Source organism: Pseudomonas sp. Seg1 (assembly GCF_018326005.1).
In the GTDB taxonomy this organism is placed as follows: Bacteria; Pseudomonadota; Gammaproteobacteria; order Pseudomonadales; family Pseudomonadaceae; genus Aquipseudomonas.
This window is the reverse complement of record NZ_AP021903.1, coordinates 2878427-2898460: the sequence shown is the minus strand read 5'-3', so window position 1 is coordinate 2898460 and position 20034 is coordinate 2878427. Positions and strand designations below refer to the sequence as shown.

20 protein-coding genes are annotated in these 20034 nt (G+C 60.9%); 5 read left to right on the top strand and 15 right to left on the bottom strand.

Annotated elements, in window-relative coordinates:
* Nucleotides 1-85: 85 nt before the first annotated feature.
* Complete coding sequence (locus tag KI231_RS12795; protein WP_213028468.1) at nucleotides 86-964, top strand: LysR family transcriptional regulator; 879 nt, start codon at nucleotides 86-88, stop codon at nucleotides 962-964.
* A 2-nt stretch (nucleotides 965-966) separates the two neighbouring features.
* On the opposite strand, the gene KI231_RS12790 is transcribed toward KI231_RS12795, so the two are convergent.
* From KI231_RS12790 to KI231_RS12770, 5 genes are all read right to left on the bottom strand, one after another.
* Entirely contained in the window at nucleotides 967-1731 is a 765-nt protein-coding gene (locus tag KI231_RS12790) for an ABC transporter permease (protein WP_213028467.1), read from the bottom strand.
* Complete coding sequence (locus tag KI231_RS12785; protein WP_213028466.1) at nucleotides 1731-2939, bottom strand: ABC transporter substrate-binding protein; 1209 nt, start codon at nucleotides 2937-2939, stop codon at nucleotides 1731-1733. Before KI231_RS12785 ends, KI231_RS12790 begins: the two co-directional genes overlap by 1 nt.
* The gene (locus KI231_RS12780; protein WP_213028465.1) at nucleotides 2905-3747 is read right to left on the bottom strand and encodes an ABC transporter ATP-binding protein; all 843 of its coding nucleotides are present in this window, start codon (nucleotides 3745-3747) and stop codon (nucleotides 2905-2907) included. Before KI231_RS12780 ends, KI231_RS12785 begins: the two co-directional genes overlap by 35 nt.
* Nucleotides 3744-4814 (bottom strand): acyl-CoA dehydrogenase family protein, encoded by a 1071-nt coding sequence (locus tag KI231_RS12775; protein WP_213028464.1) that lies wholly within the window; start codon nucleotides 4812-4814, stop codon nucleotides 3744-3746. The genes KI231_RS12780 and KI231_RS12775 overlap by 4 nt, the downstream gene beginning before the upstream one ends.
* Nucleotides 4815-4877: 63 nt before the next feature.
* Nucleotides 4878-5423 carry a carboxymuconolactone decarboxylase family protein gene (locus KI231_RS12770; RefSeq protein WP_213028463.1) on the bottom strand — a complete coding sequence of 182 codons (546 nt, stop codon included), beginning with the start codon at nucleotides 5421-5423 and terminating at the stop codon, nucleotides 4878-4880.
* 103 nt (nucleotides 5424-5526) lie between these two features.
* On the opposite strand from KI231_RS12770, the gene KI231_RS12765 reads away from it, so the two are divergent.
* From KI231_RS12765 to KI231_RS12755, 3 genes are all read left to right on the top strand, one after another.
* Nucleotides 5527-6438 carry an AraC family transcriptional regulator gene (locus tag KI231_RS12765; RefSeq protein WP_213028462.1) on the top strand — a complete coding sequence of 304 codons (912 nt, stop codon included), beginning with the start codon at nucleotides 5527-5529 and terminating at the stop codon, nucleotides 6436-6438.
* A 118-nt stretch (nucleotides 6439-6556) separates the two neighbouring features.
* Nucleotides 6557-6718: a hypothetical protein gene (locus KI231_RS12760; RefSeq protein WP_177431465.1), complete on the top strand. Its 162-nt coding sequence runs from the start codon at nucleotides 6557-6559 to the stop codon at nucleotides 6716-6718.
* 53 nt (nucleotides 6719-6771) lie between these two features.
* A complete protein-coding gene (locus KI231_RS12755; protein WP_213028778.1) occupies nucleotides 6772-7362 on the top strand; it encodes a helix-turn-helix domain-containing protein in 591 nt (196 codons plus the stop codon).
* A gap of 199 nt (nucleotides 7363-7561) precedes the next feature.
* Here the strand turns inward: KI231_RS12755 and KI231_RS12750 are convergent, their stop codons facing one another.
* Nucleotides 7562-8071, bottom strand: coding sequence for a hypothetical protein (locus KI231_RS12750; protein WP_213028461.1), 510 nt, complete (start codon nucleotides 8069-8071; stop codon nucleotides 7562-7564).
* A 391-nt stretch (nucleotides 8072-8462) separates the two neighbouring features.
* Between KI231_RS12750 and KI231_RS12745 the strand changes: the two genes are divergently transcribed.
* Nucleotides 8463-8924 carry a DUF3574 domain-containing protein gene (locus tag KI231_RS12745; RefSeq protein ID WP_213028460.1) on the top strand — a complete coding sequence of 154 codons (462 nt, stop codon included), beginning with the start codon at nucleotides 8463-8465 and terminating at the stop codon, nucleotides 8922-8924.
* Between the two features lie 123 nt (nucleotides 8925-9047).
* On the opposite strand, the gene KI231_RS12740 is transcribed toward KI231_RS12745, so the two are convergent.
* The 9 genes from KI231_RS12740 to KI231_RS12700 form a co-directional block, all read right to left on the bottom strand.
* Nucleotides 9048-10454, bottom strand: a complete 1407-nt coding sequence (locus KI231_RS12740; protein WP_213028459.1) for an APC family permease — start codon at nucleotides 10452-10454, stop codon at nucleotides 9048-9050.
* Complete coding sequence (locus KI231_RS12735) at nucleotides 10444-12831, bottom strand: TonB-dependent receptor plug domain-containing protein (RefSeq protein WP_213028458.1); 2388 nt, start codon at nucleotides 12829-12831, stop codon at nucleotides 10444-10446. The genes KI231_RS12740 and KI231_RS12735 overlap by 11 nt, the downstream gene beginning before the upstream one ends.
* 430 nt (nucleotides 12832-13261) lie before the next feature.
* A complete protein-coding gene (locus tag KI231_RS12730) occupies nucleotides 13262-13927 on the bottom strand; it encodes a sulfite oxidase-like oxidoreductase (protein WP_213028457.1) in 666 nt (221 codons plus the stop codon).
* 148 nt (nucleotides 13928-14075) lie between these two features.
* Nucleotides 14076-15131 (bottom strand): substrate-binding domain-containing protein, encoded by a 1056-nt coding sequence (locus KI231_RS12725; RefSeq protein ID WP_213028456.1) that lies wholly within the window; start codon nucleotides 15129-15131, stop codon nucleotides 14076-14078.
* Nucleotides 15132-15155: 24 nt separating this feature from the next.
* Nucleotides 15156-16181: an ABC transporter permease gene (locus tag KI231_RS12720; RefSeq protein ID WP_213028455.1), complete on the bottom strand. Its 1026-nt coding sequence runs from the start codon at nucleotides 16179-16181 to the stop codon at nucleotides 15156-15158.
* Entirely contained in the window at nucleotides 16174-17730 is a 1557-nt protein-coding gene (locus tag KI231_RS12715; protein WP_213028454.1) for a sugar ABC transporter ATP-binding protein, read from the bottom strand. Before KI231_RS12715 ends, KI231_RS12720 begins: the two co-directional genes overlap by 8 nt.
* An 8-nt stretch (nucleotides 17731-17738) precedes the next feature.
* Nucleotides 17739-18410: a methionine ABC transporter permease gene (locus KI231_RS12710; RefSeq protein ID WP_103306963.1), complete on the bottom strand. Its 672-nt coding sequence runs from the start codon at nucleotides 18408-18410 to the stop codon at nucleotides 17739-17741.
* Nucleotides 18407-19207 carry a methionine ABC transporter ATP-binding protein gene (locus KI231_RS12705; protein ID WP_213028453.1) on the bottom strand — a complete coding sequence of 267 codons (801 nt, stop codon included), beginning with the start codon at nucleotides 19205-19207 and terminating at the stop codon, nucleotides 18407-18409. Before KI231_RS12705 ends, KI231_RS12710 begins: the two co-directional genes overlap by 4 nt.
* Nucleotides 19204-20013 (bottom strand): MetQ/NlpA family ABC transporter substrate-binding protein, encoded by an 810-nt coding sequence (locus tag KI231_RS12700; protein ID WP_213028452.1) that lies wholly within the window; start codon nucleotides 20011-20013, stop codon nucleotides 19204-19206. Before KI231_RS12700 ends, KI231_RS12705 begins: the two co-directional genes overlap by 4 nt.
* Between the last annotated feature and the right edge of the window lie 21 nt (nucleotides 20014-20034).

The following is a 20034-nucleotide window of genomic DNA, read 5'->3' as shown; positions in this document are numbered from 1 at the left end:
CGATAGGCGGAACGCCGTAATGGCGTTCCGTTCCGGCAGGCACAGTGGTAAAAGCAACCTTCACTCCTTCGGGCGCCGGAGCACCATGAGCCACCTCACCCACTTGCGAACCTTCCTCGAAGCCTACCGCGCCAAGTCGTTTTCCAGGGCAGCGGAACACCTGGGCATCACCCAACCGGCAGCATCAATGCACATCCAAGCGGTGGAAGCGCTGGTCGGCAAACCGCTGTTCCAGCGCTTGCCACGTGGTGTCGAGCCGACTGAAGCCGGCGATGAACTGGCACGCTCGGTGGCGCCGTTTCTCGACGGACTGGAAAGCAAGATTGCCTCGCTACGCCCGGGCCTGATCAAGGGCGGCACGGTGCATCTGGTCGGCCCTTCGGACTTCATCCACGCGCAAGTCGCTGCTCGCCTCGCGCCGTTGATGAACGAAGGCTTCACCCTGCGCTTTCACACGGGCACTAAAAAGCGCATCTATGAAATGCTCGAATCGAAGCAGATCGACTTTGCGATCACCGCGTCCATGCCCGACGAACACTCCCATGGCTACGCGCATCTGCTCACCGAACGCATGTTGCTGGTGTACGCGCCGAGTCTGCTGGAACGCCTCGGGCAACAGCCGACCGCAGAGCAACTCAAGCAAGTGCCGCTGATTGCTTTTGACGAGGATCTGGCGCTGGTACGGCCGTTGTGGACGACGAAGTTTCAGGTCGCGCCGCAACTGCAAGCCGCGTTGACCATCCCCGATCTGCGGATCATCAAGGACCTGCTGCTCGGCGGTCACGGCTGGAGTGTCCTGCCGGATTACCAGTGCGCCGACGCCATCGCTGACGGTCGGCTGATATCGCCGACGTTGCCCAACGAAGCGCCGGTCAACGCGCTGTATCTGGTGTGGCGCAAAAGCGTGATCAAGAGCCCGAGCCTGTTGTACGTGCGCGATTTCCTGCTCAACGCCTTCCACTGACCTCAGGCCGGCGCCCAGCGCCGATGCAGCCAGCGCGCCAACGCATCAAGGGCAAAACCCAGCACACCGATCAGCAGCACCATCGCCATCAACTCCGAGTACGCCAGGCGATCACGCGTATCGAGAATGAAGTAGCCCAGCCCCGCGCTGACCCCGAGCATTTCGCACGGCACCAGGACGATCCACAAGATGCCGATGGACAGCCGCACGCCGGTCAGCACGTGGCCGAGCACTCCGGGCAGAATCACTTTGCGCAGCGTTTCCCAGCGCGTGGCGCTGAGGCTGCGGCTCAATTGCAGCCAGCGCGGATCGAGTTGGCGCACGCCGGCGACGGTGTTGAGCAGGATCGGCCACACCGCGGCGAAGGTCAGCAGAAAGTAGATCGGCTGATCACCGACGCCCATCAGCATCACCACCACCGGCATCCACGACAGCGGCGAAATCATCCGCAGAAACTGAAACGCTGGCGTGGTCGCTGCTTCCAGAGGGCGGTAACTGCCGATCATCAGGCCCAACGGCACGCCGATCAGCAACGCCAGTAGCAGGCCGACCAGAATCCGTTTCAGGCTGACCAGCACGTGCTCGTACAGCTCCGGACGCAGCAGCAGTTCGCCGAGGCTTGCGAGCGTTGCTTCGGGCGAAAAGCGCTGCGCCAGACTGTCGCTGCCGCCGAACACGTGCACGCCCAGCCACCACAGCAGCAACAGGCACAACAGCCCGGCCACGCCCAGCACACCGTGGAGTGTCGATGAAGTTTGCGTGCGCATCAGAGGCTGAACTCCTCGCTGCGTTCGAAGCTGTCCGGCAGGCCGAAGGTCTGCATGCCGCCGACAGCGGCAATGGCATTGCGCACGAAGCGGTCGTCGACCAGATCGCGCGCGGTGTGCTGCGGATCGAGGTTGGCGAGGAAGCCCTTGTCGCCTTCGATCAGGGTGTCCTTGAGGCGTTTGACCAGTTCTTCGGTGTAGCTGGGGAACGGGTACGGCTGGAAGTCGATGCGCTGCTCGTCCCAATGGCTGTGCTGGATCGCGCCGCTGGCCAGGTATTGTTCGCGGTCGCTGACGGCGGGCGACAGCACCCGGTCGAGCACCGGTTGCGCGTGCGGCGTGTAGCGGTTGCTGCCGTCCTTGGACAGCAACTTGGCGGCCTCGGCGCGGTTGTCGCGGTTGTCGCGGGTCCATACCTGCGCCTTGACGATGGCGTTGACGACTTTTTGCGACCACTCGGGGCGGTTGTTCAGATCCTGCTCGTGCATGAACACCACGCAGCAGGCGTGATTGCGCCAGACGTCGCCGGTAAAGCGTTGCACGCGGCCGACCTTGAGGTCTTCGGCCAAGGCGTTGAAAGGCTCGGCGACGATGTAACCGGCAATGCGTTTGCTCGCCAGCGCGGGCGGCATGTCCGACGGTGGCAACACCAGCAGATTGACTTCGTTTGGCGCCAGCGCAGCACTGTTGGACTTGCTCACCGGCACCAGTCCGTTGTCGCGAAACAGCTGCTGCACCACCACGTTATGAATCGAATACCAGAACGGAATCGCCACCGATTGCCCGCCCAATTGCTTGACCTCGGTGATGCCCGGCGCCACGGTCAGGCCGGAGCCGCCGACGTGGTTCCAGGCAACGACCTTGGCCGGGACTTTACTGCCGTAACGCGCCCACACGGTCATCGGCGACAGCAAGTGAATCACGTTGACCTGCCCGGAAATGAACGCCTCGACCATCTGCGCCCAACTGCGCAGGAGCACCGGGCGCTCGGCCTGAATACCCTCGGCCTCGAACAAGCCGTTATTGTGCGCGACCAGTAACGGCGTGGCGTCGGTGATCGGCAAATAACCGATGCGCACCGGGGCATTTGGCTCGGACGCGGCGCGGGCGTTCAAGCTGTTGAGCAGCGGCAACGCGCCGCCAGCGGTCAGCAGCGCGCTGAGTTTGAGGAAGTCACGACGTGTGTGAGTGAAGTCGTCCAGGCACATGGTCAATCTCCGACGTTGCGGGCAAAGGATGGGTGTGAGGATTGCGGCTCGCCCGCCGAAGGGTTTTGAGGATGTCGATGCGCAGCGCGCCCAGTTCTTCAACCAACTCGGCGCGTGGCTGAGGCAGGTCGATACGCCACTCGCCGAGGATGTGCGCCGGGCTGTCACCCAGTAGCAGAATCCGCTCGGAGAGCAGCAGGGCTTCGTCGATGTCGTGGGTGATCAACACGGCAGCGGTTTGATGGTCAGCGATCAATTGCAGCAGCAGTTGTTGCATGTCGGCACGGGTGATTTCGTCGAGCGCACCGAAGGGTTCGTCGAGCAACAGCACTTGCGGCTGACGCGCCAGACAACGGGCCAGCGCGGTGCGCTGGGCCATGCCGCCGGAGAGTTGCGCGGGATGTTGCTGACGAGCGTGTTCGAGGCCGACGGCGGCAATCGCATGATCGATGCGCGCCTTGCGTTGCTCCGCGCTCAAGTGCGGTTGGCGGGCGAAGTCGAGGCCGAACGCGACGTTCTTTTCCAGCGTCAGCCACGGCAACAGGCTCGGGTCCTGAAACGCCACCGCGACTCGCGGATGTGCGCCGGTCAACAGTTCGCCGAGCAGGCTCACGCGGCCCTGCTGCGGTTGTTGCAAACCAGCCAGTACGCGCAACAGGCTCGATTTGCCGACGCCGCTCGGGCCGAGAATGGTCACCACTTCACCGGGCTGCAATTGCAGGTCGAATTGTTCCAGCACGGTGTGCCAGCCCTGCTCCCGTGGGTAGCCGAGGCTGATGCCTTGCGCGTGCAGCAGCGGCGCACTCATGCCGCCGCTTCCCGTTTTTGTCGCTGCAGTTCGGCGCGCAATTGCACCAGGCTCGGCGTGACAATCGGCACGAATGCCGACTCGCGCCAGCGCCGGGCAAAACCACTGCCGTGTTCGGTGAGATAGGCCTTGCCACCGCTGGCCTGCAATTCCAGTTGCACGGCGTTCGCGGCGGCTTCGGCCAAGGCGATACGGATCTGGAACAAGGCTGCCGGTTGCGTCAGGAAACGCCCGTCGTGCAGGCCTTTTTTCAGCTCATCGACGCTGTGCGCCAACTGCTCGCGTTGCTCCTGCAACGGTTCCAGCAAGATCGAGCGGCCGTCCTGCAAATGCCCTTCGACTTCCGCCAGCGCACGTCGCGCCAGACCGATGGCCATGCCGCATTGCAAACCGAGAAAGGCTGGCCGCACCGCTGGCAGAAACTTGCGCGCATCGTCATGCAGCAGCCATTCACGACCGACCGCCACCCGGGAAAATTCGATCGCGGCGGTGTTGCTCGACTGCAGGCCCATCAGTTGCAGATCGGCAGAACGTTGCACGCCGGCCACACCATCGGGGATCGCCAGCACGAACGGCGAACCGCCCTCCCCGTGCTCGATGGCGGCGGCCACGACAAAACCGCTTTTGCGCAGATTGGTCACCCAGTGCAGGCGCCCGTGCAAAGTCCAGCCGTCAGTCTCGGTGGCGGCACGCACTTGCAGCGCTTCGATGCCGGAGAGGAATTTCATTGCGTTGGACAAACCCGTGGCGCCGGCCAGTTCGCCGCTGAGCAGCGACGGCAGGAGTTTTTCTCTTAACGCGACATTAGGGCTTTGCAGCAGATATTCGATAAAGGCGCGCTGGCCCCAAAACACAAACGCAGCCGCCAGCGAATGACTGGCAACGGCGGCCAGCACTTCCACGGCGTCGGCCACATGGCCACCGCTGCCCCCGAGTTCGGGGCTGATGCCGACGCGCAATACCTCGGCCTGCGCCAGTTGCGTGAGCACGTGTTGCGGGTCACCGTCGCCTGCATCCAGTGCCTGGGCGTTGTTGTCCAGCCATTGCATCAATGCCGGATTGAGCATGTCGTTTCTCCTTTTACGCAGCAGCCTCAACCATAGACGACGCTGCCTGAATCAATGAGCCGATTACGCCCGATACGCTGCCAGCTCCGGGTTGAGCGGCGTATCGGCGAACACGTTGGCGAAGTTGCACAGGGTCGCCAGACTCACGCCAAGAATCACTTCCAGCGCGTTGCCCTCGGTGTAACCCGCAGCCTTGAAAGTGTTATAGGTCTGGTCGCTGACCTTGCCGCGAGTGGCAATGACTTCGCGGGCAAACGCCGCCAGGGTTTCGAGTTTTTCCACGGGCACGGTGGCTTTCTCGCGCAGTGCACTGACCACTTCCGCCGGCAGTTTTGCCTTATTCAGCGCGACGGCGGTATGACCTGCGACACAGAAATCGCAACCGTGATTGGTTGCAGCAATCAGTTGCACCACTTCGCGCTCGGCGAGACTGAGTTCGGCTTTGCCATTGAGCGCCGATACCGTAACGTACGTCTCCAGCGCGGCCGGGGCGTTGGCCAGCACCGCCAGCAGATTGGGGATGAATCCAGAGTTCTTTTGCGCGTTTTCGAGGAATGGCCGGGCTGCTTCGGGTGCGCTTTGCAGGGTGTGTAGAGTGACGCGTGACATGGTGAGGACTCCTGCTGATGAGTGTCCGGCCAGTCTGTTGGTTATAAAAATTCCGATCCATATTCATAAGTAGCGATTACTTGCTCCTGAGTGTTTCCATTAGATGATTTCGTCCAGCCCACTGGTTGATTGGTTATTAGAAAGCCTCGAACTCGATGCGAGTCTGTTTCACGTCGGCCGCTATTGCGGTGGCTGGCATGCCAGCACTCATGGCCTGGCGCGGGCCAGCTTTCATCTGGTCGTGCAGGGGCATTGCTGGTTGCATATCGACGGGCATGAACCGGCGCTGCGGCTGAATGCCGGGGATGCAGTGTTCCTGTTGCGCGATCTCGATTATCGCCTGTCCAGCGCTGAAGACTCGCGGCTGGCGCAGACGCTGCCGCGCATGGCGATGACCGCGCTGGATCGTGCGGCCGAGGATGGTGTGGGCCTGGTCTGTGGCTTCTTTCATTTCAAGTCCGGGTTGTCGTCGCTGATCATCGAAGGTTTGCCGGACTGGATCATTCTGCGCGCCGGAGATCCTTCCTCTAGCGCGGCCCGAGCCTTGTTCGAATTGATTCTGGAGGAATGCGAACGCTTGCCGGCGCCCTCCTCGACGCTGCTTGAACGCCTGAGCCATCTGCTGTTTCTTTATGTCCTGCGCCAGCAGATGGCTGACAACCAGCACCTCGGCGGATTGGTCGCACTGGCGCGTAACCCGCAATTCGCGCCGCTGCTCGATCAACTGATCGAACAGCCACAGTTGCCGTGGTCGCTGGAAAGCATGGCGGCGTGCATCGGCGTTTCGCGCTCGGCGTTCTTCAAACGCTTCAATGAACTGGCCGGGCAGTCGCCGGGGCAAGTGTTGCTGGCCCTGCGCATGCGCCACGCTTGCCAGTTATTGCGGGCCAATCACACGGTCGAGCAGGTGTGTGCGGCGGTCGGCTATCAATCGATTGCGGCGTTTACCCGGGCATTTGCCAAGTCGGTGGGCGTGCAGCCGGGGGCTTATCGCAAGCAACATGAGGGGGCCTGACGGGCTGCCTTCACAAAGAACCAAAACGAATTAACAAATACAAAATCAGTATTTATCGTTATAAAAATATTGGCGTACGCTCACTTTCATCCCGTCATTGATCACAGTGAAGTGCGCCATGAATCCAACTGCCAACCTGATCGACTTCGCCGCTTACCGTAAACGCCGCCAGGCCCAGAAGCTTGCGCGGGCGATGTGGGAAATGTATGCGCGCAATGCCGGTTATCAGGCGTTTCAGTGGGTGCAGGCTGCGCATTCCAACGAGCCGCGCCAAGCGTGAACGCCCGTGACCCCTCGCGTTTTCTGGCGAGCGCGGATGAGCCTGTGCTGGATCTGAACAACCTCGAATCACTGGAAGAAGACCCGATCTGCGAACGGGTCGCACAGAATCTGCAGCGTCTGCGCAGCAAGCGTCATTTGTCGCTGGATGGGCTGGCGCGCCAGTGCGGTGTGAGCCGGGCGATGTTGGCGCAGATCGAGTCCGGGCGCAGCGTGCCGTCGATCAAGGTGCTGTGCAAAATCGCCAAGGGTTTGAAGGTGTCGGTGGCGGCGTTTCTCGAGCACCGGGCGTTTGAAGGTGTGGCAGTGTTGTCGGCGAGCCAGAGCAAACGGCTGGTCAGTGCCAGCGGTGCATTTGTCAGTCGGGCCTTGTTTCCGTTCGACGTGGCGCGTCAGTCCGAGTTTTACGAATTGCGCCTGAGCCCGCTGGGTGAAGACCAATCCGAGGGCCACGGCCCGGGCGTGCAGGAAAACCTGGTGGTGGCTCAAGGCGTGCTGGAGATCAGCGTCAACGACGAGCGCTACCTGCTCTCGACTGGCGACTCGATCCTGTTCTACGCCGACCAGCCCCACCGCTACCGCAACCCGGCCGACAGCGAAGCCGTCGCCTACCTGGTCGTCACCTACCCCGAACGCCTCGACTGATCCTTACCTCTCTTTGCTTTAACACAATCCCCTGTGGGAGCTGGCTTGCCAGCGATGACGTCGGCACATCCAGCATTTAAATCGACTGATCCACCGCTATCGCTGGCAAGCCAGCTCCCACAGAGGTTTGCAGTGGTCTATGGAATGCAAAAGCCCCCGGGCCTTGAGGCCTCGGGGGCTTTTTTTATGCTGCCCGGGATCAGCAGGTGCAGCACATCATCGGCATGCCGTTGCAGCTCATCATCATTGGCATGCTGCAGTCGTTCATCATTTTCATCATCAGGGCGCAGCAGTTCTTCATCATGTCCATGTTCATGCCCGCCATCGGCATGATCTTGCACATCATGCAATCGGCCATCATGGTGCATTCCATCACGCACTTCATCGATGGCATCGGCATGCCCATCATCGGCATTGGCATCATCATGTTCATCATCGGCATGGCCATGGCCGCCTGGGACATGCACATCATGGTCATGTTGCCGCAGTGCATCATCATCGGCATGCCGCAGTTCATCATCATCTGCATCATTTCGCCGCTGTTCTTGAACATGGCCATGTCCATGCCAGCGGCCGGCATCATCTTGCACATCATGCCGTCGTCCATCATTTCGCAAGTCATGGTCGCCATCATCATCGGCATGCCCATCATCGGCATCATTGGCATGTTGGCGTTCATCGGCATTTGCATCTGCATGGCGTTCATCATGGTGAAGCTCCCTGAGGATTTAAGAACTGGATGAGAAGTTGATGGGGGCCGATTCTAAGGACTGACGATTCCTGAACAAGATGCCCATCAAACAGCAAAAACGGCTGTTCAAACGCCTCAAGCGCAGCGTTCCATGCGTCTTGAGGCGCAGGAACAGCAGAGTAGGCGCGATAACAGAAATATCAAATGCACGCGCTTCGTTTTACAAGCTATAGATATTCGAAGCAGCACTATTTAAATAACCGAAAGAAATTATTGATCTAACCGCTTCGTATTAATTTCTTCGCGCCGCATATTCCACAAATCGAGCCTCGCGAGACTTTTTAATCTTTTAACGCTATTAACCGTGCGCCTTATAATTGCCAACTACTGTCAACAATAAGGAAGTTCCATGCCTCAACGTCTTTTACTGGCGGCACTGTTTGTGGCGGTCGCAGGGTGTACCAGCCCTCCTCCGGTTTCCGTGCATACCAAAGATCCTGCCAGCTCGACCTTGCAGGGGGACGCGACGCGCCCGGCGCAGGCGCAATGGACGCGGACCGAGTTGTACTTTTCGGTGGGCTCTCTGGATGGCAAGGACGGCGCGGTCAGCCCGGCGCGCTGGCGCGAGTTTCTGGATAAGGAAGTGACGCCGAGGTTTCCCGACGGATTCACGGTGTTCGATGCGTATGGGCAGTGGAAGGATCACGGGGCGAAAGAGCCTGAGCGGCTGAGCACCAAGGTGATTGTGGTGTTGCATGAGAGCAGTGCGAAGAATGAGGGGAGTATTGAGGCGATTCGCCTGGCGTATAAGCGAATTACCGGGGATCTTTCGGTGTTGCGGCTTTCGCAGCCGGCGGCGGTGTCTTTTTAAGCGCCGTTTTTTAAGAGCCCCTCACCCTAGCCCTCTCCCGATGGGAGAGGGGACTGATTGGGGGATATTTGAGAAGTACAGCGACTTGAGCGCTTTTCGCTGAATCCATAATCGACCCGTTTTTCAGGTTGATGTATCCCGCAAGACTCTGCGGTCGGCCCCCTTTTCCTCTGGGAGAGGATCAGGGTAAGGGTATGGCGTCAGGCGGCTCAACACGGCTAAAAACACTGCGCCAATCAGCAACACCCCAATCCCCAAAAAAGCTCCCCAGCCCACCACCGTCACGCTCGAATACAGCATGTACAGACACAAGCCGAAAAACAGCAGCGGCAACAGTGGATACAGCGGCACCTTCACCGGCCGTGGCACCTCGGGAAACCGCCGCCGCAAAATGATCAGCGCCACACTGCTCAAGCTCAAAAACAACCAGTACACCGGCGTCAGGTACTCGACCATGGTGTTGAACCCGCTCTGGGTAAAGCTGCCAAACAGCACCAACAGCAACGCCACAGCACCTTCCGCGAGCAGCGCTTTACGCGGTACGCCGTGGCGATCATCCCAGCTTCCGAAGCTGCGCAACTGCGGCACATCGCGAGCAGCGGCGTAAGTGGTGCGGGCGCCGACCAGCAGGGTCGAATTGATGGTCGCGATTGCGGCGATGCCGACCATCAGCAGAATCAGCATCACCCCGGGCGCACCGAATGCGCGGTTCAACAGTTCAACCGCCGGCGCATTGCTGGCCGCCAGTCCGGCGAATCCCAAGCCCTGGATGAACGCCCAATTGAGCGCCAGATAAATCACCATCAACACGGTCAATGCGCCCAGCATGGCGATGAAAATCCCGCGCCGACCGTCACGCACTTCTGCCGACAATGTCGCGGCATCACTCCAGCCACCGAACGCCAGGAAGACAAAAATCATCGCCGCTGAAAACCCGGCCATACCCGTGTTTTCCGGGACAGCGATGACGTTCGGCGCGGGCGGTTCGATGCCTTGCCAGGCGAGAAAAACACCCGCACTGGCAATGCTCAGAAAACCCAACGCCAACAGTCCCACCAAAAGCGTCTGAGTGATAAAACCAATGTGCTTGCCGGTGAGATTGAGCAGCACCAACGCAACAATCACCGCGCCGGCAAACAGCCCCGAGCCGTACTGCCCGAGCGGCACCACGGCGTTGACGTAATCGGCAAACATGAACGCCGACAACGCAATCCACCCGGTGTGCATCACCGAAAACCGCGACCAGGCAAACAGAAATCCCATGCGCTCGCCGTAAGCCGTGCGCAGAAAGTGATAGTCGCCACCCGGATGCGGAAACGCCGTGGCCATCTCGGCAAAACACAGCGCACCGATCATCGACGCCACGCCGCCGAGCACCCAAACCAGGTAGAAGTGCTCAGGCCCGACGTTGAGTGCCACGGTCGGCGCGGTTTTCAGGATGTCGGTGGTGATCACCATACCCAGCGTGATCAACAGCGCCTGAAACACCGGCAGATGCCGACCCGGCCCCTGCCCCGACTCAGAAGCCATAAGTGGCGCGGGCGTAGTAGTAAGCGCCGTTGGTGCCGATCGGCGAGAGCACGTCGTATGGCAGGTTACCGCCGTAGTTGATCGCCGAACCGGAGCGTTCCGGATAGTTGTCGGTGAGGTTGTTACCACCCACGGCGATGTTGAATTTCGGCGTGAATTTGTAAGTCACTTCGGCATCCAGCTGCCAGACCGCGCCGTAGGTTTGCTCCGGTTGCGAGTCGCCGAAATCGAACACTCGGGTGGTCTCGCCTTGGCGGGTCAAGCGTCCGAGCAGGCCCCAGTGTTCACTCGCCCAGTTCGCGGAAAAGATGAAGCGGTCCTTCGGTGCGGCGTCGGTCAGGGTGTTGGTCTCCTCCACGCCGACCAGTGCGTCGTTGCCGATCCCCAGTGCAGTCAGCTGCGAAGGCGTGCCTTTGGTGCTGGTGACTTTGGTGTGGTTGTAGGTGTACGCGGTGGTCAGGCCCAGTTGCCCCTCGTAGAACGGCTGATGGTAATTGAGCACCAGTTCGGCGCCGTGGGTGCTGGTGTCGGCGGCGTTGGTGAAGAAGTTGACGTCGTGCACGCCAGCCACGCCGTAGTTGTCGTTGATGAAGGTTTCCAGGGCGTCGCTGCCAATGCGTTGCGAAAGAGTGATGCGGTCCTTGACGTCGATGCGAAACACATCCAGCGACGCGTCGAAGCGCTCGTTCAACTGGAAGGTCAGGCCGAGGCTGAAGTTTTTCGAGGTTTCCGGATCGAGCTTTTCGGCGCCGAGGGCGCGAGCGATCGGGTCGTTGACCGAGAGCACGCGGATGTCGGTGAGCGTGCCGCCGTCGCCGAAGTTGCTGGTGGTGTTCTGAAAACCGCTCTGCGCCAGCGACGGTGCGCGGAAGTTGTTCGACACCGCGCCGCGCAATGCCCATTGCTCGGTGAGTTTGTAGCGGCCGCTGAGTTTGCCGGTGAGCTTGCTGCCGGCATCATCGTAATGCTCCCAGCGAGTGGCCGCGTCGACGAAGAAGTTATCCGTGAGATCGCCGGACAATTCGGCGTAGCTGCCGAACACGTTGCGGTCCAGATCCGACTCTTCGCTCGGGCGCAGGCCATTGGCGCCGTCGGCTCCAGAGCCGATGTAAGAGGCTTCGTCACCGGCGTAGGTCAGGTAGTTTTCGTAGCGGTATTCGCCGCCGACGGCGAGGACAAACGAACGGCCGCCGAGGCGCAATTCGCGGCTGAAATCGAGGTTGCTGGTGGTCTGGCGCAACTCGTAATCGCCGGTGTCGAATTTCGTCGGCGAATCATCGCCAAGACTGACGTTGAGGGTGCGCCGGGTTGACGATTCGAAGCGGTTGCGGCCATGGGTGACGCTGCTGTCGAAGTCCCAGTCGTCGCCGATCATGCCTTTGAAACCGGCGGTGGCGGAGACGTCCTTGTTGTCGCCCAATGACTGCGGCAAATAACCGTTGGGGTAGAACTGCGGTTGTTCGTACGGGTAGCGATAGAACTCCGCACCCGTGGTGTGGCGCTGGTTGTAAGTGCCGAAGCTGTAGGCCTTGCCGCCGGCCAGCGGCAGTTCGCTGTTGAACCAGAGATTGACGTCACGGGCGAGGCCGTCACCCATCACGTAGTTGCGCTGGCCCGGTGTATCGGCGAAACCGTCGAAGCCTGCGCGGTTGGTCGGGTTGCGATCCTTGTACTCGGTACCGCCCCGGATGAAGCCGCCCTCCTCGCCGAGACGCGTACCGATCTTGGCGGTGGTCACACTGTTCTGGCCGTCGGTGGTGGTCTTGTCGATGGCGTCCTGATGGGTGTGATAAGCGCCGTAACTGGTGGACACTTCGCCGCCCTCGGGGGCGTCGTCGAGGATGATGTTGATCACCCCGGCAATCGCGTCGGAGCCGTATTGCGCACCGGCGCCGTCACGCAGCACTTCGATGCGTTTGATCGCGCTGATGGGGATCGAGTTGAAATCCACCGGCGCGGTGCCGCGACCGATTTTCGACGAATCGTTGACCACTGCCGACGTATGGCGACGCTTGCCATTGACCAGCACCAGCACCTGATCCGGGCTCATGCCGCGCAGTTGTGCGGCGCGAATATGGTCGGCGCCGCCGGAGTTGGACTGGCGCGGCAGGCTGAAGGACGGCAGCAATGTCTGCAACGCCGCGCCCAATTCACCGTCAGCGGCGCCGGCGGTCTTCAGGTCTTCGGCGGTCAACACATCCACGGGAACCGGCGAGTCGAGCACGGTACGAGAGGTGCCGCGTGTGCCCGTGACCAAAACGGTGCCGAGGCGGGATTCGCTTTCAGCGCTGGTGGACGTGTCTTCGGCCTGTGCAGGCAGTTGCCAGATTGCACTGACAACAGCGGCGGCCAGTAATGAACGGGAACGGTAATGCATATAACAGCTCCTTGAATCGCAGTTAATACCCGGCCGTCACCGACAAAAGAAAGTCGGCAATCAATGCACGGCAATGTCTGCTGTAGTTTTAGAAATCAGGAAGGCAGCGAAGGCTGTTGAAACGTTAAGTATCGGTAAGGCGCAGTATCCCCAGAGTGAATGTTTCCCCCTTGAAGCCCGATGCTAGACGAGGGGAAGACTTTCGCAAAAGAACCAATAACACTTAGGTTAGATCGCTATAAAGGAGTGTTCTTAGTTCAGCACAAGTGTTGCTGAGCCAACACCTTCACCAACTAACAAACAACTAACACACCTGTAATCTCAGCCCCTGTGGGAGCTGGCTTGCCAGCGATGGCGGTGTGTCAGGCAACACAAATAGTGACTGCACGGGCCTCATCGCTGGCAAGCCAGCTCCCACAGGGTAAGTGTCTTAGTCGAAGTCCTTTTCCAGCCAGGCATCTTCGGCAATGTCCAACGCTTCGGCACTGAAGCGCTGTTCGGCAAACGGATCAGCATGTAGGTGAAAGCCGTTGCGCTCCCAGAACCCCGGTTGCTCCTGGTCGATAAATTCCAGCCCGCGCAGCCATTTCGCGCTCTTCCAGAAGTACCGCCCCGCTACCACCAGACGGAGTGGCCAGCCATGTTGCGCGGTTAACGGTTGGCCTGCGTAGTGAGTCGCCAGCAGGGTGTGCGGATGCAGCAAGTCATCAAGCCGCAGGTTGGTCTGGTAATCGTGATCGGCGTGGGCCATAACGAAATTCGTTTGCGGCTGGATATCGAAAGCTTGCAACAGATCCTGCAGGTGCACCCCGCTCCACTGCGTATCGAATTTCGACCAGCGCGTGACGCAGTGGATGTCGCATTGCAGTTGGCGTTGCGGCAGCGCTTGCAGGTCGGTGTAGCGCAGCTCGACAGGATTTTTGAGCGAGCCGTACAGACACAGTGACCAGTTCGCCAGATCATATTCCGGCACCGCGCCTTCGTGCAGGATCGGGAAGCGCTCGGTCAGCACCTGACCCGCAGGCAACCGCCCGCCGAATGCAGGATCTGCTTTCGGAGAGCGGCTTTTGCGTAATCGCGCAGCTTTGTTGTGCATGTTCACCCCAACCTCATGACTTGAAACCTCAACCTGTGGGAGCTGGCTTGCCAGCGATGGCGGTGTGTCAGTCAACCGAATACCAAATTAATGGGCCTCAATCGCTGGCAAGCCAGCTCCCACAGGGTTGATGGTTGTATTTGAGGTTTCAGTTCGGAACGGGTATCCACTCAGCCCGCGCCACATTCGCGGTATCGCCAAACGCCGGGAGCTTCTGCGCCAGGTCGCGTACGTTTTTCACGTCCAGATCGAGCAGTTGCTGGCGGGTGATCAGCGTCGGCGGCACCAGCACCTGGTGCCCCGGATTCTCCCCGGCAATCAACATCGCCAGACTGCGCACACTGATCGCCCCGGCCACTTGCGGATTGACCGCTGCCGTCGCCGCCCAGGCACTGTCCGGCTCTTTCATGATCTGGATATCGGCGGTGGAAATATCGGCGCTGTAGATCTTCACCTTGCTCGCCAGCCCCGCCTCGTCGACGGCGATTTTCGCGCCTTTGGCGAACTCGTCGAACGGCGCAAATATCACGCTGATTCCCGGATTCGCCCGCAGCACCGCACTGGCCTGATCCGCCACCGAGTTGGCGATCGGTGGATTCAACGTGCCGAACCGCGCCTTCTCGACGATCCCCGGATTGGCTTTTTTCACCTGACTCCAGATCTCGTCGCGCCGCTCCATCGGCGTAAAGCCGCTGATGTACACGTATCCGGCATCAAACTTGGTGCCGTTATCCTTCACCGCTTGATCCAATGCCAAACGCGCCAGCGCATGGTGGTCCTGCTCGACCTGAGTCACCTGCGGCGAATTCAGATCGACATCGAACGCGACAACCTTGATGCCCTTGGCGATGGCCCGGTCAATCGGCGCCTTGAGCGTTTCCGCCAGACCGAGCTGCACGATGATCCCGTCGACCCCCAGATCAATCGCCTGATCGATCATCTCGCCCTGACTCGCCGCCTGCTGCCGTGCATCGAATACGCGCAGATTGGCGCCAAGCGCTTCAGTCTGTTGCTCCACACCGCGCAGATACGCCTCGGGGAAATCCCCGGAAAACAGATAACCGACCAACGCGATCTGCACCTGCCCCTTGTCGAACGGTGCCGGTGCGCCGGGCAAGGCCTTGGCCTGCGCGTTGAGCGCCAGTGCCGAGAACACGGCGCCAGCGAGGCAGTGACGGGCGAACTGTTTGATTGAACCGTGCATACAACTTCCTTGACTGAAAGCGGCTCAACGCGCCCGATGCGCGAGGCCAAACGTGAACATCAGGGCCAGTACCAGCACCAGTCCCTTGACGAAATCCTGCGCGTAATACGGCGCGTTGAGCATGGTCAGACCGTTGAGCAACGAAGCCACCAGCAGCGCGCCGACCAGGGTGCCGAAGGCGTTGGGTTTCTTCGCGCCGAGGACGGCAAAACCGATCAGCGCCGCGCCGAGCGCATCGAGCACCAGACCGTTGCCCGAGCTGACATCGCCGCGCCCCAGCCGCGCCGCGAGCAGCAATCCACCCAGCGAGGCCAGCAATGCCGAGAGCACGTAGGCCAGCAGTTTGAAACGCTGCACCGGCGCCCCGGCCAGACGCGCGGCCTGCTCGTTGCCACCAATGGCATAGAACAAACGGCCAATGCGCGTGCGCTCCAGAAACAACCAGACCGCCAGCGCCACCAGCGCTGTGATCAGCACCGGAACCGGCACCACGTCCCACAGCCGCCCACGGCCCAGCGCCAGAAACGCCGCACTGAAGGTGCCTTCGGTTTCAACGCCATTGGGCAAGGTCATGCCCACCGCAATCGAACGTCCGCCAGTTGGAATCAGTTGCACACCGATCACCAGAAACATGCTGCCCAGCGTCGCCAGAATGTCCGGCACCCGCAGCTTGACGATCAGCCAGCCGTTGAGCAGCCCGACCAGCGCGCCGCCCGCCAGACTGACCAGCACCGCCGGCACCGCGCCCCAGCCGAGCACGACCATCACGTAACTGGCGATCATCAGGCTCATCGCCGCCACCGCGCCGATGGACAGATCGAGGCCGCCGACGGCCATGGTCAGTGTCACGCCCAGCGCGAGCAGCGCCACAATCGACACCGATTGCAAAATGCTGAACAGGTTGCCGACGCGCAGAAACGCCGGCTCGGCAAAACTGAAAAACACCACGATCAGCGCCAGCAGCCACAACAGGCCATAGCGAATCAATGCTTGCAGCAGGCGCTCGGCAGGTGCCGGTACGCTCGATATCAGTGAACTCGAATCAGGCACTCGCTCTGCTCCTTGGCGTGGCTTGAAGGGAAGAAAAATCATCATCGGTGCCGGCCAGCGCGGCGACCAGCGTGGCGCGCTCGAGACCGGCACGCGGGTATTCGGCGACCACCGCGTGATCGCGTACCAGCAAAATCCGGTCGGCGATTTCCAGGGCCTCATCGACATCGGCGCAAATCACCAGTGTCGCGCGGCCCTTGGCGCTGTCGCGCAGCAACTGGCCGATCTCCCGACGTGCACGCACGTCAACACCTTGAAACGGCTCATCGAGGATCAGCACCCGCCCGTCCCCGAGCAGCCAGCGGCCGAGCACGACTTTCTGCTGATTGCCGCCAGACAACGCGGTTATCGGCACATCGATACCGACGGTCTTGATCCCCAGCGCCGCCACTTGCGCCTCGACCGCCGCCGCTTCAGCGCGATTGCGGATAAAGCCGCCTCGAGTGAAGCGTTCGAGAAACGGCAAGGTCAGCGTGCGACGCAGGGAAAAATCCGGTACCAGCGATTGACTGGCGCGATCCTCGGCGGCGAAGAAAACCCCACTGCGAATCGCCTCACGGGGTGAGCCCGGCAGCCAGCCAACCCCGTCGAGTTGTGCGCTGCCGGCCAACGCTTTACGCAGCCCGAACAGCACCTCGGCGATCTCGCTTTTGCCGGCGCCGAGCAATCCGGTCAGTACCACCACTTCGTTTTCGTGCAGGCTCAGGTCGAAGGCTTGCGAGCTCGGTAGAACTTTTATCGCGTTCAATTCCAGCACCACGCGCCCCGCCACTCGCGGGGTATAGACATGGGCGGCCAGCGCCTGCCCGAGCATGGCTTGCACTGCTTCGGGCAATTGCTGCGCGGTGAATTCCCCGGCCAGTCGCCCGTCGCGCAGGACGATGGCGCGATCCGCCACCCGCTGCAGATCCGACAACCGATGCGAGATGTACAGAATCGCCACGCCACGGCTGCGCAAGGTGTCGATCAAGCCGAACAAGCGCTGCGCCTCCGCATCGGACAACGCCGCCGTCGGCTCATCGAGAATCAGCAAACGCGGCTGCAAGGCGAACGCCCGGGCCAACACCACCAATTGCCGTTCGGCCTGGCCCAGATGCTCGATCGGTTGCTCCAGCGGCAACGTCAATCCGAGCCCGGCGGCAATGCTCGCCGCACGCTCCAGCAAGCGTTTGCGGTTGAGCCAAAAATCCGCGTCAGGCCGGCACAGCTCATCGAGCAGCAGGTTCTCGGCCACGCTCAAACCCGGCGCAATGCCTTCGTTGATCTGCTGATGCACCGCGACAATCCCGACCCTTCGCGCCGACAGCGGCGAGTTGAAATGCCGCGGCTGCCCCTCCACCAGAATCTCGCCGCCGTCGGCGGTCTGACTACCGGCAAGAATCTTCACCAACGTCGATTTGCCCGCGCCATTGGCCCCGAGCAACGCCACCCCTTCGGCGGGATGAATCTCCAGGCTGACCCGGTCCAGCGCGCGATTTGATCCGAATAGCTTGCTTACTTCACGTACACGAATCAGCGGCGTGGACGCCACAGAAACAGGCGCACTCATAAATGTCCTTAACGTCGATGTGCCAGCGCACGCACCAGTCGATCGCCCAGGCTTTGCACGCCTTGAACGAGAATGACCAGCACCACCACGGTGGCGACCATCACTTCATTGTTGAACCGTTGATAGCCGTAGCGGATCGCCAGATCGCCGAGCCCGCCGCCACCAATCACCCCCGCCATCGAGGAAAAACCGATGAGCATCACCAGCGTCAGGGTGATCCCCGCCAGCAACGCCGGCAGCGCTTCGGGCAACAGCACTTTGCAAATCACATGACGAATATCGCCGCCCATGGCGAGGATCGCTTCGATGCGGCCTTTGTCGACTTCGTCCAGGGCGTTTTCGACGATGCGGGCGAAGAACGGAAAGGCGCCAATGGTGATCGGTACCACAGCGGCGGTGCTGCCCAGCGTCGTGCCGACCACCAGCCGGGTCAGCGGAATCAAAGCAATCAGCATCACCACGAACGGCAGTGAGCGCCCAAGATTGACCAGGCCACTCAACGCCGCATTGAAGCGCGGCATTGGCAGCAGACCGGTGCGCCGACTGATAAACAGCAACACTCCCAATGGCAGACCGATGAGCAGTGTGAACAGCCCGGCGAGCAGGACCATGTACAGGGTTTCGCCAGTGGCGTTGAGCACCAGTTGCAGGATTTCATCCCAATTGATCGAGCGGTTCATGAGTGCGCCGCCCGTACGCCGTATTGCCTGAGAAAGCTCAGCCCGGGCGCGTCATGGCCCAGCGGCAGTCCGCAGGTCGGACGTAGCGAACTGCCCAGATGCGAGTGTGGGTCGGCGAGCAGTCGTGGCACTGGTCCGGACTCGACCAGACGCCCGTTGGCCATGAACGCCGCGTGATCGCAGATCGACTTGACCACGTCCAACTCATGGGTGATCAAGACAATGGTCAGGCCCAGTTGCCGGTTGATGTCGCGCAACAGTTCAAGAATCGATGCGGTGGTTTCCGGATCGAGGGCGCTGGTGGCTTCGTCCGACAGTAGATAAGCCGGCCGCGCCGCCAGCGCGCGGGCGATGCCGACGCGCTGTTTTTGGCCGCCAGACAATTGCGATGGAAACGCCTCGGCCTTGTCGCTCAAACCGACCAGATCGAGCAATTCACGAACTCGTTCATGACGTTGCGGTTTGGCGACCTTGGCGATCTCCAGCGGCACAGCGATGTTGTCGAAGACATTACGCGAGTGCAGCAGGTTGAAGCCTTGGAAAATCATGCCGATGCGCTGGCGTTGCTGGCGCAGGTCGCGGTCGGACAGCGTCGTCAGATCGACACCGTCCAGCAGAATGCGCCCGTTGTCCGGGCGTTCGAGCAGATTGAGGCAGCGCAGCAGCGTCGATTTACCCGCGCCGCTGCGCCCGAGAATGCCGTAGACCGCACCGTCGGGAATGCTCAGCGACACCTGATCCAGCGCAGGTGCCGATGCCGACGGGTAAGTCTTGCTCAACTGCTCGACGACGATCATGGTTTGCCGGCCGCCACCGGGATCACCGAACCGGCGAAGTTATCGGTGATGTACTTGGCCACTTGCGGCGAGGTCAGATCCTTGGCCAGTTGCGCGATGCGTGGATCGTTCTGCAATTTCGGCGTGGTCACCAGAATGTTGGCGTAAGGGTTGTGCTCGGCCTTCTCCAGGCCCAGCGCATCCTTGGCCGGCACCAGACCGGCGTCGAGCGCGTAGTTGCCGTTGATCACCGCCAGATCGACATCATCCAGCGAACGCGGAATCTGTGGCGATTCGATCTCAAGGATCTTCAGCTGTTTGGGGTTTTCGGCGATGTCCTTGGGCGTCGCTTGAGCGGTTGCAGGGTCGTTGAATCCGGGCTTGAGTCTGATCAGGCCGTTGTCCTGCAACAGGTACAGCGCGCGGCTCAGATTGGTGACGTTGTTGGGCACGGCGACGGTGCCTTTTACCGGCACGTCGGCGAAGTTTTTGTGCCGGTGCGAGTAAATGCCCAGTGGCTCGATATGCACGGTGGCGGCTACTGCGAGTTTCTCGCCGAGGGCCTGCTCCTGGGACTTCAGGTACGGCAGATGCTGGAAGTAATTGGCATCGACATCGCCATGCACCAGCAGCTCGTTGGAGTTCACGCCGTTGGGGATTTCGATGACTTTCAGGTTCAGCTGCGGATCGATTTTTTGCACGTAGGCCAGAATCTGCGCGTGGGGCACCGGGTCGGCGGCGACACGCAATGGTTCCAGCGCCTGAGCGCCGAACGAGGTCACCAGCGCGCCGAGGACGGCCAGGGTCAAACCTGCTTTTTTCAACATGTTTTGTGTCCTTGAGCGAAT